This window comes from Streptomyces niveus (assembly GCF_001723055.1).
GTDB lineage: Bacteria > Actinomycetota > Actinomycetes > Streptomycetales > Streptomycetaceae > Streptomyces > Streptomyces niveus.
The window spans coordinates 1-13,142 of record NZ_MDCR01000007.1 but is presented as its reverse complement, the minus strand read 5'-3'; the positions used below and the strand labels follow the sequence as shown (position 1 = coordinate 13,142).

Genomic DNA, 13,142 nt, shown 5'->3' with positions numbered 1-13,142 from the left:
GTGGACATGCAGATGCGTGAAAGGTGCCCGCATTGCCGACCCGTTCACGCGTCGGAGTCGAGGCTCCGGGCGATGGCCCGCAGACCGGCGGCGATCTCGGCTGCCGACGGGGCGTGTTCGGGGTCGATGAGCCACTGCTGGGTCAGTCCGGCGACGAGCGCCATGTGTACGGAGCCGACGGCGCGGGCGGTCGCCGCGTCGGCCGATCCCTCGGCGCCGCTGATGCCGTGCAGGTCGGCGGCGAGTTGGGGGCGCGCGCCCTCGTACGCCCGCGCGATCTGGGCGCGCACCTCGGGGGACCGCTCGGCCTGCGTGAGCGATTCGCTCGCGGCGACGAGCAGGGGCCGGTCGGTGACCTGGGACTCGATGATCCGGGCCCACATGGCTTCCAGCCGGGCCCCGACCGTGGCCTCGGGCTCGGGTGCGGATTGCTGGACCTTGGCGCCCCATTCCTGGATCGACTCCAGCATGGCGGCGTTGAGCAGCGCCTCCTTGGAGCCGTAGTGGTAGTTGATCGTGCCGAGCGGCGCCTTGGCGGCGGCGGCGATGTCGCGCGACGTCGTGTGCGCGTAGCCGCGCTCCTCCAGGCAGCGCCTGGCCCCGGCCATCAGCTCTTCGCGGTGTCCCATGGAGACACCGTACCGCAGAGTTGAACATCCGTTCAGAACGTTGGTTCAGGACGTTGGTTCATGCGGAAGGGTCCTTGATGAGCGGTACGTCCCGCGACAACTCCCGGAATCCGACGCCGTAGTACAGCCCGCGCGCCTGCGGATGCCCCGGCGCACCCAGGCAGGCGACCGTCATATGGGTGGCCCCGGCCGCCCGCGCCAGCCGCATCCCGTGCAGCAGCGTCGCCCGCGCCAGCCCCAGGCGCCGGTAGCCCGGATGCGTCCCGACCGGCTCGAACTGGGCGGTCCTGTTGACCTCGTCGAGCCACATGATCGTCGAGCACGCCATCGTGCCGTCCGGCGCTTCCACCAGGACGTGCAGGTCACCGCGGTACGCGGCCGTACGCCGTACGCCCTGGTAGCTCTCGGCGGTGTACGAGGAGGGAGCCCAGGCGTCCACATGGGCCCGGACGGCGGCCTCCGCCCCGGCCTCGTCGGCGGTGCGGAACCGGAACCCGGCCGGGAGTACGGGCGATTCCAGGTCGGTGTCGGTGAGATCCCGCTCGTTGAGCTGTGTCCACGACCCGGTGTCTCCGAGCGAGGCCGGGTCGGGCCCGTAACCGTGCGCCGCCCACCGCTTCAGGGCGAACCCGTCGGCGGCGCTCGCCGTCGCCGTACGCTCGACGCCCGCCGGTGCCGCGCCGTCGTACCAGCCGATCACCTCGTCGATCAGCCAGGCGTGTTCGGGGTGGACCTGATACGCCAGGTAGGCACCGGTCACGTCCTTGACCGACCCGTCACTGAGCCTCACCCGGCGCGGCAACTGGGCCCAGCCCCACGCCACCAACTCCCCGCCCGCGAACCACAGCCGACGCGTCCAGCTCCCACCGTCGGCGGCGTGCCCCTTGCCCCAGTTCCAGGCCAGCTCACCGAAGGCCGCGTCGCTGTTCACCAGATCGGGCCGGCGGGCGGTGACCCGCTGCGCCAGATCCTGCATGAGCCGCACGTCGTCGGCGGTCACCGCTTCGAAGTTGGTCATGCCGCGCCACGCTGCCAGCCCCCCGCGAAGCCGTCGAACCGATTTCCCGCCACGCCCTCCTTAGGAGGCGCGGTTCGGGCGCGCCCTCTTCAGGATGCGTTCGACCACCTCGGTCTTCGCGTCGGCGTAGTTCTGGAGGTACTTCCACTCCTGCCGCGCCAACGCCCGCTTGGTCTCCGCGTACAGCTCGCGGTCGCCGGGGTGCGTACGCAGCCGGTCCCGGAAGAGCAGCATGCGGTCGACCTCGGGGCAGCCGGCGGGCAGGACGTGCAGGTTGGCGGAGCCGGCGGAGGGATCGAGGTCCTGCTTCCTGAGGACGCGGTGCTCGTACCAGTCGGGCTCCCGGATGGCGACCGCGTACCCGGCGGCCTCCAGGGCGGGGACGTAACCGGCCTCGTCACCCGGGTCGGCGACGGTCAGCAGCATGTCGATGACGGGCTTCGCGGGAAGGCCGGGCACCGAGGTGGAGCCGACATGTTCGAGCCGGTGGCGTCCGCCGCCCGGAGGCCGCTCGTCGAGCCGCGCGCCGATGAGCGCCGCCTCCCGTTCGTAGACAGCCGGCCAGTGCGGGTCGTACTCACGCAACGCGACCTGCCCGTTGACCCGTTGGGCGGCCCCGAGGCTGGCCGCCTCGATCTCGTCGTCCGTCATGGGTGTCTGACCGTGGTCGTCCGTCATGTCTCTTCTCCTGGTGTGGGCGGTACCCCCGGAATAGTCGCCTGTCGCCGAAGGTTGTCGCCGCTGGTAGAAGGTTCAACGATTGAGCACGGCGGAGGTACGTCATGGGCAGGATCGTGGTCGGGGTCGACGGGTCGGCTTCGTCGGTGAAGGCACTGCACTGGGCCGTACGGCAGGCGGGGCTCACCGGTGACACCGTGGAGGCCGCGATCGGCTGGGAGTACCCGGCGAGCGCGTGGGCGACGATGGCTCCCGGGATTCCGCCGGAGTTCGACCCGGAGCAGTTGGCGGGTCAGATCCTGGACGAGACGCTGGAGTCCGCCCTCGGTAAGGAGGGCGCGGCGGCCGTCGACCGGCAGGTCGTCGGCGCGCCCGCGGCCCAGGCGTTGCTCGACCGCGCCGAAGGCGCCGTGCTGCTGGTGGTCGGCGACCGCGGCTACAGCGGGTTCAAGGCGGCGCTGCTCGGCTCCGTCAGCCTGCATGTCACGCAGCACGCGACGGTGCCGGTCGTCGTCGTCCGCGGCGAATGAGGCCGTGAGGCCGTGACCTGCGGGTCTGACCGTCGGCAAAGATTTCGTATGCCGATTGTCAGTGGTGCCTTCTATGGTTTTGGGCATGACCCCTGCACTGATCGGGCGTGAGCACCCCGCAGGCGTCCTCCGCGCGGAGATCGGCCGGGCGACGGACAGCCACGGGGGTCTCGTGCTGATCGCGGGCGAGGCGGGCATCGGCAAGACCACGCTCGTCACCGCCGCCGCCCAGGAGGCACGGCAGCGCGGGGCGCTGGTGCTCGGCGGGTCCTGCTGGGAAGGCAGCGCCCCGGGTTACTGGCCGTGGGTGCAGGTCGTGCGCGGGATGCGGCGCGGGCTCGACGAGGCGGAATGGGCCGAGGCCGAGAAGGTCGCGGGCGGCCGGCTCGCGGTGCTGCTCGGCGAGACGGCGGGGGACGACGGGTCGAAGGACGCCAAGGACGCCTTCTCCGTGTACGACGCGGTGACGACCGCCCTCGTCACGATCTCCCAGCGGCGCCCGGTCGTCGTCGTCCTGGACGATCTGCACTGGGCGGACACGGCGTCCCTCAAACTCCTCGAATTCGCGGCCCAGCACGCCTGGTTCGAGCGACTGCTGCTCATCGGGACGTACCGCGACGTGGAGGTGGAGGCGCCCGGCCATCCCCTCCAGCAGCTCATCCTGCCGCTCGTCGCCCGCGCCACCACGGCCGTCACCCTGACCGGGCTCGACAGGGACGACGTGGGCGCGCTCCTCGCGCTGACCACCGGGCGGGAGCCGGAGCCCGCCCTGGTGGACGAGGTGCACAGCCGCACGGGCGGCAATCCCTTCTTCGTCGAGCAGACCGCCCGGCTCTGGCACGGCGGCAGCCCGGTCAGCACGATCGCCCCCGGTGTGCGCGAGGCCGTGCGGCGGCGGCTGTCGATGCTGCCGAAGCCGGTCGGCGACCTGCTGATCACGGCGAGCGTGCTGGGCAGGGAGTTCCACCGGCAGGTCCTGGCCGCCGCGACGGCCGCGCCCGTGCCGCACGTGGACCGGCTGCTGGACCGGGCGGTGTCGGCCAGGCTCGTGGTGACGCGTACGGGAGGCCGGTTCGCCTTCGCCCACGACCTCGTCCGCGAGACGCTGTACGACTCTCTGGATGAGGCCGACGCGGCCGGGCTGCACGGCGCGGTCGTGCGGGCCCTGGACGCCTCCCCGGCGCTGGGCGAGAAGGTCGTCCCCGCCGATCTGGCCCGGCACGCCCATCTCGCCGGTGACACCGTGGACCGCGCCCACCGCATCGATCTGCTGCTCGCGGCGGCCTGGGACGCGTCGAGCAGGCTGGCGGTCGAGGAGGCCGTCGGTCACTTCCGGCGCGCCCTGGAGGTGGCCGAGACCGCTGGCGAGGGCGATCCGCGCCGGGCCGTCCTGATCGCGCTCGACCTCGCCGGTGAGCTGCGGCACCACGGCATGGAGGAGGAGGCGCTGCGCTACTTCGACCGCGCGGTGGTGCCCGCCCGGGAGCTGGGCGATCCCGCGCTGCTGGCCCGCGTCGCGCTCACGCTCCACCAGCAGCAGGACCTCCCCGGCCGCGGCCCGCGGGCGGGGGACCTGCTGCACGAGGCGTACCGGGCACTGGTCGGCGAAGGCGACGGCGCGGACGCGGACGCGGACCTGAGCGCGGGCGACGGCACGGACCGGGAGCGGATGGCGCAGGATCTCGCCGTCCGCGCGACCGCCCTGGCCCAGCAGGACGATGACGACGACGCGCTCGCCTTCTCCCTCTGGGCGCGGCACGACACGATCTGGGGCCTCGGGACGTCCGAGGAACGGCTCGCCCTCACCGCCGAGATGTCGGCAGTCGCCCGCCGCACGCACAACGTGGGCATGGAGGTGCACGCCGCCGCGATGCGCTGGGTCACGCTGCTGGAGCTGGGCGATCCGCTCTACCTGAGCCAGTTGCGTACGTACGCGGGAGTGGCCGAGCGCGCGGGCAGACGCAGGTACGAGCTGGGCAGGACCGTTGACCTGGGCATCGTCGCGGGGCTGACCGGCGACTTCGACCAGGCCGAGAAGTGGTACGCGGACACGGTCGAGGTGGCGCGCGACCACACTCCGTACGACTATCTCGCCGCCCATCTACGGTGGTCCCTGCACATGATCCGGGGTCACTTCGACCAGGCCGACGCCGTGACGCGCACCCTCGAAGGCGTGGACTACCCGTTCCCGGTGATGCTGGAGGGGATCGCCGCGATCGAGCGCGGCGACTCGGCGCGGGCGCTGCGGCTGCTGCGGCAGGTGGCGGACCGCCGGGAGCCGGTCCCGCGGATCTTCGCGGCGCTGTGGTTCCGGCTGCTGGCGCACACGGCCGCCGCGACGGGTGACCGCGCGCTGATCGCCGAGGCCCGGGGCGCGCTCGGCGCGCACAGCGGCCGTTGGCTCGTCGCGCTGTTCGGCTGCGACATCAGCGGGCCCGTCGACCTCTGGCTCGGCATGCTGGACGCGGCGGAGGGGCGGTGGGACGCGGCGGTGACGGCCTTCACGTCGGCGCGCGACTCCGCCGACCGCCTTCAGGCGAGACCGTGGTCCCTGCGCGCGGGGCTGGAGTTGGCGGACGCGCTGCGGGCCCGTGGCGGGGAGGGGGACGCCGCGGCGGAGGTGGCCCTGCGCGTGGAGATCTCGGGGGCGGCGAAGGCGATGGGGCTGCGGCATCTGGAGAGCCGCGCGGTGGGGGAGGAGGAAGCGGCGGCCGAGGAAACGGCGGAGGAAGTACGGCCGAGGGTGGCCGCCGAGCCGGGCGCCTGTGCCGACATCCGTACGGCCTCCGGCATCGGCGCAGGCACCGGCACAGGCACAGGCACAGGCGCCGTGGATGCCCCACCCGGCCCGGAGTTCAGACGCGACGGGGCCGTGTGGGCGCTCGCCTTCGGCGGGCGGGCCGTCCATGTGCCCGACGCCAAGGGCCTGCGCGATCTGCACACGCTGCTCTCCCGCCCGGGGACCGACTTCCCCGCCGTCCGCCTCCTCGCCCCCAACGGCGGCGAGACGGCCGTGGCCGCGCGCGCCATGGGCGGGGACCCGGTGCTGGACGAGCGGGCCAAGGCGGAGTACCGGCGCCGGCTCGACCAGCTGGACCAGGAGATCGACCGCGCGGGTGAGCTTGGCGACGACGCGCGCGCCGCCGCGTACGACAGGGAGCGCCAGGCGCTCCTCGACGAACTCCGCACCGCCGCCGGTCTCGGCGGGCGCACCCGACGGCTCGGCGACGAGGCCGAGCGGGCCCGTAAGACCGTCACGGCCCGTATCCGCGACACGCTCCGCAAGCTCGACGCGCTCCACCCCGAACTGGCCGCGCATCTGCGGCAGTCGGTGACCACCGGCTCGACCTGCGCGTACCGTCCGGAACTCGCGGACGACGCCCCGTCCGACGGCGGCGAACCCGGCGCGCTCAACTGGCGGCTGTGAGCCCGCCATGACCGACCTCTACGCCGTGCGTGTGCTGGCGATCGATCCGCCGGCCCGCCGCGTACAACTGCGCGTCACCGTCGTCTACTACGACATCGGTGAACATCAACCGCTCCCCGACGACGCGAGCTTCTACCTCCGCCTCTTCCAGGGTGGACCGCTGGGTGAGGCGATCACGCGGGAGCAGTACGCGGACGAGGCATGGGTGGACGCGAACACCCGCTGGTACGTGGCGGACGTGGACCGGATCGCGGTGCGCAACGTGCCCTTCACGGGTGAGGTCGAAGAGCGTCTGAGTGAGTGGCTGGAGGGTGTTGACGGCGGATTTCCCTGGGAGGACGGGAAGAAGTTCCACGAGATGGATCCCGGATCCGCCGCGCACATGCGTCGCAGCGAGTCCGTACGCGTGGGGGCCGACTACGACGTGGTGGTCACCGACTCCCGGTGGATCGAGCATCTGGCGGTCGGCGACTGGTGGCGTACGACGAGTTACCCGACGCGCGCCGACCGGCTGCTCGCCGGTGAGGCCGGCGCCGTACCGGATCTACGCAACCCGGTCGCAGTGCTGAGGACCTTCGGCCGGGACGAGAAGCACGGCCGACTGGCCTTCTCCGACGACAGCCGCTTCCTGGCCGTCACCGGGGAGCACGGTGAGCTGGTGGTGTACGACACGGCCGACTGGCGCGAGTGCCTGCGCACCGGCCACGGCTTCCCCTCGCCCTGGCTGATGTGGGTGCCGGGCGAGCCGGTGGTCACCGTCCGCGATCAGGAGGAGCCGGGACGGCAGTTCGCGTACGACGCGGTGTCGGGCGCGCCGGTCGAGGCAGGCTCTCCGCAGACGGGACACGTGCGTTCGCTCACGGGCCGGTATCGCACGGGGGACGCGCCGGGCCCCGCCGTCGCCCTGCTGTCGGGGACGGGCAGCCCTCGGGTGCTGTCCGTGGGCGAGGCCGCCGGCAGGGGGGCGGTGGATTCGTACGAAGGCGTCGCGTTCTGCGCCGACGAGTCGAGGATGTTCGTCGCGCGTGGTGCGCGGGTGTATGTCATGGACCCGGTGGACGGCCGCACGTTGGACGTGATCGCGAACGACGGCGTGCCGGTCCAGTCCCTGCGGGTGAGCCCTGGTGGTGACTATCTGGCGATCACGGGGAAGCGGGTCCATGACCTGACGATCCGCCGGGTCAGCGACCATCAGGTCGTGACCCGGGACAGCCTCGGCAGCCGCAGATACCCCCTGTGGGGCGTGACGACGACCTGGTCACCCGACGGCCGCCGGCTGGCCGCCGGTCTGACGACCCTGAACCGGGATGGGGAGGTGACGGGAGGGGAGATCCATGTCCTCCCCGTCGGCCTCCCCACGACCCGCCCCACTCACCTGCCGGTGACCAGGTCCGTCACACCGTGACCGCGTCCGCCACCGCGCACGCCACGTTGTCCGGGCCGCCCGCCGCGAGGGCCAGTGCGATCAGTTCGCTCACGGCGTCCGCAGGATCCACCGCCGTGGCGAGCACGCGCCGGATGTCGTCGGGGCCCACGACCGTGAACAGGCCGTCGGAGCAGAGCAGATAGCGGTCGCCCGGAACCACGTCGTGCAGCCGCAGATCGGGGCGGGCGTGGTCCGCGCTGCCGTCGAGGGCGCGCAGCAGCAGCGCCCGTCGGGGGTGCGACGTGGCTTCCTCGGCGGTGAGGCTGCCCGCGTCGATCATCGACTGAACGAGCGTGTGGTCGTGCGTGATGCGGGAGACCTCACCGCCGCGCAGCAGATACGCGCGGGTGTCACCGACATGTACGAGCGCCAGCCGGGATCCGGTCCACAGCATCGCGGTGAGCGTGGTCCCCGAGTCCCCCGAATCCCCGGAATCCCCGGAACTCCCCTCCCGATTGGCCCGGTTCACCCGGTCCACCGCGTCCGCCAGGCCGTTGAGCACATCGGCGCCCCGGACCGACTCCTCAAGCGCCACCAGCGCGTCGACCGCCGCCCCGCTCGCCCGTGCCCCGTCGGCCCCGAACCCGTCCGCCACCGCGAGCAGCCGTGAACCGGCGTACGCCGTGTCCTGGTTGACCGGCCGGACCAGTCCTCGGTCCGTCCCGGCCGCGTATCGCATCCTCATCTCAGACATCTGCTCGACGCCTTTCCCTGCCGGGTTCCCCGACAGTTGGTCAACGAGGAAGGTCACCAGGTCCCGGCGCGCGGCGGTCTCTGTCTCCACCCGCGCCCAGTACGCCCCGATGACCAGGCCGGCGGCCGGCGGATCCGTCTCGTACAGATCGCAGACCTCACCGATCCGGGCCAGCGGCATCCCGACGCGCCGTAGCCACGCCACCAGCCGGGCCCGGGGCAACTGCGCCTCGACGTAGTACCGGTAGCCGGTCGTCCCGTCCACGCGAGCCGGTGCCAGCAGCCCCAGCTCGTCGTAGAGGCGCAGTGCCTTCGGCGACAGCCGGGAGGCGCGGGCGAACGCGCCGATGGTCAGCTCACCCACGCCCGCCCTCCCGGTCCGCAGTGCCGCCTGCCGTCCAGCCCTCCTCGTACCGGGCGCCTCGCCCGGCACGCCCGATGCTGGGGCTTGCCCCTTGGGCAGAGTCAACACCCGTCCGGGGCCGAGCGACCGCACCCGCTCACTTGCGGTTGTACAGCCGCATCGTCCACGTACCGAAGACGACCACCAGGCCCACCGACCAGCCGAGCGTCACCGCGATGTCGTGGGCCGGCCAGTTGCCCGCCATCAACTCACGTACCGCGCTGGAGAGTTCGGACACGGGGCTGTTGTTGACGAACGCCTGGAGCCAGCCCGGCATGGTCTTCGGGTCGACGAAGACGTTGCTCAGGAACGTCAGCGGCATGATCACCATCATGCTGACGCCCATCACCGACTTCTCGGTGCGCAGCATCAGCCCGAACATCGTCCAGATCCACGAGAACGAGAAGGAGAAGATGAGCAGCAGCAGCACTCCGGCCGCGATGCCCAGCACTCCGCCGTCGGGCCGGTATCCGATGGCCAGACCCACGCCGAGGATCACGACCGCGGCGATGACATAGCGGACCACGTCGCCCAGGAGATAGCCGACCATCGGGGCCGGGCGCCAGATCGGCAGCGTACGGAAGCGGTCGAAGACGCCCTTGGCGATGTCGGTGTTGACCGCGACGCCCGTGTACATCGTGATCATCACGACGCTCATCACCATGACGCCGGGCAGCAGGAACTGGATGTACTCGGAGACCGACCCCGCCAGCGCACCGCCGAAGAGATACGCGTACATCAGCACCATCATGACCGGGAAGACGGTCACGTCGAAAAGCTGCTCGGGCACGTGCTTGATCTTCAGCATGGCCCGCCAGCCGAACGTCAGCGACGCGGAGAGCGCGCTGGGCCTCGGTGGCCGTTCCTTGTTCACCAGCAGCGCGGCGAGGTCGTCCGCCGTGGGCGTGGCGAGTTCGAGATCGTCCAGGTCCTTGGTCTTCGTGGCTACGGTGGTCATGCCGCCGCCCCCTCCTTCACGTCTGTCACGTCGGTGCCGCTCTTCGTCTTGTCCGTCAGGGCGAGGAAGACCTCGTCCAGGCTCGGCTGGCCGAGGGAGAAGTTGTCCACGACGATCCCCTCGCGCGCCAGCTCGGCGAGCGCCCGCCCGGCCTGCTCGGCGGCGCCCTGGTCGCTGCCCGAGCCGCTGATCGTGGCGGTCAGGGCGAGCGGGTCGGCGTCGAGCACGATCTCCGCGCTCAGCACCGCGGCCAGCACCCGCTCGGCGTCGGTCCGCTGGGCCGCCTCGCGCAGCCGCAGATGGACGGCGCCGGAACCGACGGACGCCTTCAGGTCGCCCTTCGTGCCCTCGGCGATCACCTTGCCGTGGTCGATCACGGCGATACGGGACGCCAACTGGTCGGCCTCGTCCAGATACTGCGTCGTCAGCAGCACCGTCGTCCCCTGCGAGACCACGGCCCGCACGATGTCCCACACCTGGTTGCGGCTGCGCGGATCGAGGCCCGTCGTCGGCTCGTCCAGGAACAGCAGGTCCGGGGTGTTGAGGATGGACGCGGCGATGTCGATGCGGCGCCGCATACCGCCCGAGTAGTTCTTGACCTGCCGGCCGGCCGCCTCGGTGAGACCGAACGCGTCCAGCAACTGCCCCGCGCGGTCGCGGGCGTCGGGCTTGGTGTGTCCGAGGAGCCTGCCGAGCAGGATCAGATTCTCCGAACCGGTCAGGTCCTCGTCCACCGACGCGTACTGCCCGGTGAGCGCGACCCGGCTGCGGACCGACTCGGCGTCCTTCACCACGTCCTTGCCGAAGATACGGGCCTCGCCGCCGTCCGGGCGGAGCAGTGTCGCGAGCATCCGTACGACGGTGGTCTTGCCCGCGCCGTTGGGGCCCAGCACTCCGTAGACCGTGCCCGTCGGCACGGCGAGATCGACTCCGTCCACGGCTCGGTTCGAGCCGAAGACTTTCACCAGCCCCGTGGTCTCGATCGCGAGATCTTTACTCATCATCAGTCCTTGTCGTTCATCGTCGTGCGTAGTCGTTCTTCGTCATTCGTCGCGGCTTCGTCATGCGTCGCGGCTTCGTCATGCGGCGTCGCGCTCGTCAGCAGATGTACGGGCGCGCCTTCCGCGCCTCGCGAAGGGCCAGGCCCCACCACCCCAGCTGGTCGAGCAGCACGCTCGCCGCGCGGTCTCGGTGCTCCTCCGTCGCCGCGTCGACGTCGAGCACGTCGTCGCCGCAGTCGAAGAGATTGATCGACACCCCGTTGCGCAGAGTGACCGTGTGCAGCTCCGTGAAGACCGAGCGCAGCCCCTCCACCGCGTACAGCCCGCCCGATCCGTGCCCGTAGCTGACGAACGCGACCGGCTTGGTCTGCCACTCGTCGTACGCGTAGTCCACGGCCTGCTTGAGGGACGCCGGAAACGAGCGGTTGTACTCCGGGGTCACCACCACGAACGCCTCCGCGCGGTCGACCTCGGCCGTGAACTCCGCCATCGGCTCCGTGACCCGGTCGGGGTAGCGAGCGGGGAAGTCGAAGTCGGCCAGATCGACGACCGACACCGCCAGGTCGTCCCGCTTGGCCGCCCGCTCGACGAACCATCGCGCGATCGCGTCACCGAGGCGGCCCTCGCGGGTGCTGCCGATGATCACCGCGACACGCAGCGGCGCCGCGACGCCCTCTTCCCCGTTGTCGCACCGCCGCATGCGGGCCGCCTCCTTCCCCCTCACCCCTCAGGCGCTAGACACGGCCGCGCGCCCGCCAGATCAGATCTGGCGGGCGCGCGAGCCGTGATTCTTCGGGTCTCAGTCCTCCGGGGTGGCGATCTGCTTGCCGAGACCGCCGTCGACCGACATCTTCAGCCCGGTCGTGAAGGTCGCCTCCGTCGCGAGGAACAGCGCCGCCCTCGCCACCTCGTCCGAGGTGCCGTGCCGCTTCATGGGCGTCAGCTCGTCGCCCTTCCTCTGGAACGCCTCGACCACCTCGGCCGGCAGCCCCTGGATCCCCGCGCCCGGTGTGTCGATGTAACCGGGTGCCACGGCGTTGACCCGGATGCCCCGCGACACCAGCTCGGCGGCCAGCGTCTGCGCGAACGACCACAGGGCCGCCTTGGTGGCGGCGTAGGCGCCCATGCCCGGGGTGCCCGTACCGTCGACGACGGAGGTCGTGAAGACGATCGAGCCGCCCTCTTTGAGCAGCGGGATCAGCCGCTGCACGGTGAAGAAGGCGCCCTTCGTGTTGACGCCGAACAGCGCGTCGTAGTCCTCCTCCGTGACCTCCTCGAACTCCCCGAGCCGCGCGATGCCCGCGTTGACGAAGAGGTGGTCGACCCGGCCCAGCTTCTCCGTGACGAGGCCGCCGAGCTCCGCGATGGCGGCGAGGTCGGAGATGTCGGAGCTGACGATGTGGGCCGACGGGCCCAGCTCGTTGCGCGCCTCCTTGAGATTCACCGGGTTGCGCCCGGTGAGCAGGACTTCGGCGCCGCCCTCGACCAGGCGTTTGGCCATGGCGAGACCCATGCCCATCGAACCGCCGATGATGACTGTCTTCAGGCCCTTGTACGTACTCATGCCGTCTCCCGCTCCCTCTGTTCACTTCCGCACGCACCGCCGGACGTACCGGCGGTGTTGGTGGAAGCCAGGCTGCGCGGGGTCGCTGATGATCCGCTGATGGTCGGCCGCGGGCGGGGGTCCGGGACGGGTGGGTACGGTTCAGGCATGCGGTTCGGAGTGCTCGGTCCACTGACCGTACGGAGCGGGGAGGGCGGGCGGTCCGTCGTCCGGGTGCCCGAGGCCAAGGTCCGCGCCCTGCTCGCCGTCCTCCTCACGCACGAGGGCCGCCCCGTCCGGCCCGACCGGCTCGTCGACGACCTGTGGGGCGCCGAGCCGCCGGGCAAGCCCGCGAACGCCCTCCAGGGCAAGGTCTCCCAACTGCGCCGCGCCATCGGCCGCGACCGGGTGGTCCTCGGGCCCGCCGGATACGCGCTCGACCTGACCGGCGCGGAGGTGGACACCGACCGCTTCCGGGAGTTGCTGGTACGGGCCGGGGCCGCCGCCACCGCGCGGACGCGCGTCGACCTCCTCGACGAGGCGCTGGGGCTGTGGCGCGGGGCGGCGTACGCGGACTTCAGGGACGAGTCCTTCGTACGTACGGCGGTACGGCGGCTGGAGGAGCAGCGGCTCACCGCCCTGGAGGACCAGGCACAGGCCCGGCTCGACCTGGGCGAACACACCCAGGTGGCCGGGGAGTTGACCGCGCTCGCCGCCCGCCACCCGCTGCGCGAACGGCTGCGCCTCCTACAGATGCGGGCGCTCTACCGCGCCGGGCGGCAGGGCGAGGCGCTGGAGTCGTACGCGGAGCTACGGGCGCTGCTGGTCGCGGAGCT

12 protein-coding genes are annotated in these 13,142 nt (G+C 71.7%); 4 read left to right on the top strand and 8 right to left on the bottom strand.

The window, feature by feature from the left end; translation table 11 throughout:
• Window positions 1–44: 44 nt before the first annotated feature.
• Genes BHU15_RS00990 through BHU15_RS00980 form a run of 3 tightly spaced genes read right to left on the bottom strand, consistent with a single transcriptional unit; the run spans window position 45 to window position 2,325 of the window.
• Window positions 45–629: a TetR/AcrR family transcriptional regulator gene (locus BHU15_RS00990; RefSeq protein WP_069625410.1), complete on the bottom strand. Its 585-nt coding sequence runs from the start codon at window positions 627–629 to the stop codon at window positions 45–47.
• A gap of 58 nt (window positions 630–687) precedes the next feature.
• On the bottom strand, window positions 688–1,647 hold the full coding sequence (locus BHU15_RS00985; RefSeq protein WP_069625409.1) for a GNAT family N-acetyltransferase: 960 nt from the start codon (window positions 1,645–1,647) through the stop codon (window positions 688–690).
• A 60-nt stretch (window positions 1,648–1,707) separates the two neighbouring features.
• Window positions 1,708–2,325 (bottom strand): GrpB family protein, encoded by a 618-nt coding sequence (locus BHU15_RS00980; protein ID WP_255292991.1) that lies wholly within the window; start codon window positions 2,323–2,325, stop codon window positions 1,708–1,710.
• 104 nt (window positions 2,326–2,429) lie between these two features.
• Here BHU15_RS00980 and BHU15_RS00975 point away from each other — a divergent pair, with 104 nt between their 5' ends.
• The 3 genes from BHU15_RS00975 to BHU15_RS00965 all read left to right on the top strand — a co-directional run bounded on the left by BHU15_RS00975 (window position 2,430) and on the right by BHU15_RS00965 (window position 7,687).
• On the top strand, window positions 2,430–2,855 hold the full coding sequence (locus BHU15_RS00975; RefSeq protein WP_023540112.1) for a universal stress protein: 426 nt from the start codon (window positions 2,430–2,432) through the stop codon (window positions 2,853–2,855).
• Window positions 2,856–2,940: 85 nt separating this feature from the next.
• Window positions 2,941–6,282 (top strand): AAA family ATPase, encoded by a 3,342-nt coding sequence (locus BHU15_RS00970; RefSeq protein WP_069625408.1) that lies wholly within the window; start codon window positions 2,941–2,943, stop codon window positions 6,280–6,282.
• A gap of 7 nt (window positions 6,283–6,289) precedes the next feature.
• Window positions 6,290–7,687, top strand: coding sequence for a WD40 repeat domain-containing protein (locus tag BHU15_RS00965; RefSeq protein ID WP_069625407.1), 1,398 nt, complete (start codon window positions 6,290–6,292; stop codon window positions 7,685–7,687).
• Here the strand turns inward: BHU15_RS00965 and BHU15_RS00960 are convergent.
• From BHU15_RS00960 to BHU15_RS00940, 5 genes are all read right to left on the bottom strand, one after another.
• Window positions 7,677–8,765 carry a MerR family transcriptional regulator gene (locus tag BHU15_RS00960; protein WP_069625406.1) on the bottom strand — a complete coding sequence of 363 codons (1,089 nt, stop codon included), beginning with the start codon at window positions 8,763–8,765 and terminating at the stop codon, window positions 7,677–7,679. The genes BHU15_RS00965 and BHU15_RS00960 overlap by 11 nt on opposite strands.
• Before the next feature lie 136 nt (window positions 8,766–8,901).
• Window positions 8,902–9,762, bottom strand: coding sequence for an ABC transporter permease (locus BHU15_RS00955; RefSeq protein WP_069625405.1), 861 nt, complete (start codon window positions 9,760–9,762; stop codon window positions 8,902–8,904).
• Window positions 9,759–10,763: an ATP-binding cassette domain-containing protein gene (locus BHU15_RS00950; protein ID WP_069625411.1), complete on the bottom strand. Its 1,005-nt coding sequence runs from the start codon at window positions 10,761–10,763 to the stop codon at window positions 9,759–9,761. The genes BHU15_RS00955 and BHU15_RS00950 overlap by 4 nt, the downstream gene beginning before the upstream one ends.
• A gap of 97 nt (window positions 10,764–10,860) precedes the next feature.
• The gene (locus BHU15_RS00945; protein ID WP_069625404.1) at window positions 10,861–11,463 is read right to left on the bottom strand and encodes an NADPH-dependent FMN reductase; all 603 of its coding nucleotides are present in this window, start codon (window positions 11,461–11,463) and stop codon (window positions 10,861–10,863) included.
• 99 nt (window positions 11,464–11,562) lie between these two features.
• Window positions 11,563–12,327 carry an SDR family oxidoreductase gene (locus tag BHU15_RS00940; protein ID WP_069625403.1) on the bottom strand — a complete coding sequence of 255 codons (765 nt, stop codon included), beginning with the start codon at window positions 12,325–12,327 and terminating at the stop codon, window positions 11,563–11,565.
• A 147-nt stretch (window positions 12,328–12,474) separates the two neighbouring features.
• Here BHU15_RS00940 and BHU15_RS00935 point away from each other — a divergent pair.
• Window positions 12,475–13,142: AfsR/SARP family transcriptional regulator (locus BHU15_RS00935; RefSeq protein ID WP_141726746.1), on the top strand; the 668-nt coding region annotated here is incomplete at its 3' end.

Bases quoted from the DNA above. Each gene is read 5' to 3' on its own strand.
- BHU15_RS00990 (WP_069625410.1), bottom strand. From the start codon at position 629: ATGGGACACCGCGAAGAGCTGATGGCCGGGGCCAGGCGCTGCCTGGAG.
- BHU15_RS00985 (WP_069625409.1), bottom strand. From the start codon at position 1,647: ATGACCAACTTCGAAGCGGTGACCGCCGACGACGTGCGGCTCATGCAG.
- BHU15_RS00980 (WP_255292991.1), bottom strand. From the start codon at position 2,325: ATGACGGACGACCACGGTCAGACACCCATGACGGACGACGAGATCGAG.
- BHU15_RS00975 (WP_023540112.1), top strand. From the start codon at position 2,430: ATGGGCAGGATCGTGGTCGGGGTCGACGGGTCGGCTTCGTCGGTGAAG.
- BHU15_RS00970 (WP_069625408.1), top strand. From the start codon at position 2,941: ATGACCCCTGCACTGATCGGGCGTGAGCACCCCGCAGGCGTCCTCCGC.
- BHU15_RS00965 (WP_069625407.1), top strand. From the start codon at position 6,290: ATGACCGACCTCTACGCCGTGCGTGTGCTGGCGATCGATCCGCCGGCC.
- BHU15_RS00955 (WP_069625405.1), bottom strand. From the start codon at position 9,762: ATGACCACCGTAGCCACGAAGACCAAGGACCTGGACGATCTCGAACTC.
- BHU15_RS00950 (WP_069625411.1), bottom strand. From the start codon at position 10,763: ATGAGTAAAGATCTCGCGATCGAGACCACGGGGCTGGTGAAAGTCTTC.
- BHU15_RS00945 (WP_069625404.1), bottom strand. From the start codon at position 11,463: ATGCGGCGGTGCGACAACGGGGAAGAGGGCGTCGCGGCGCCGCTGCGT.
- BHU15_RS00940 (WP_069625403.1), bottom strand. From the start codon at position 12,327: ATGAGTACGTACAAGGGCCTGAAGACAGTCATCATCGGCGGTTCGATG.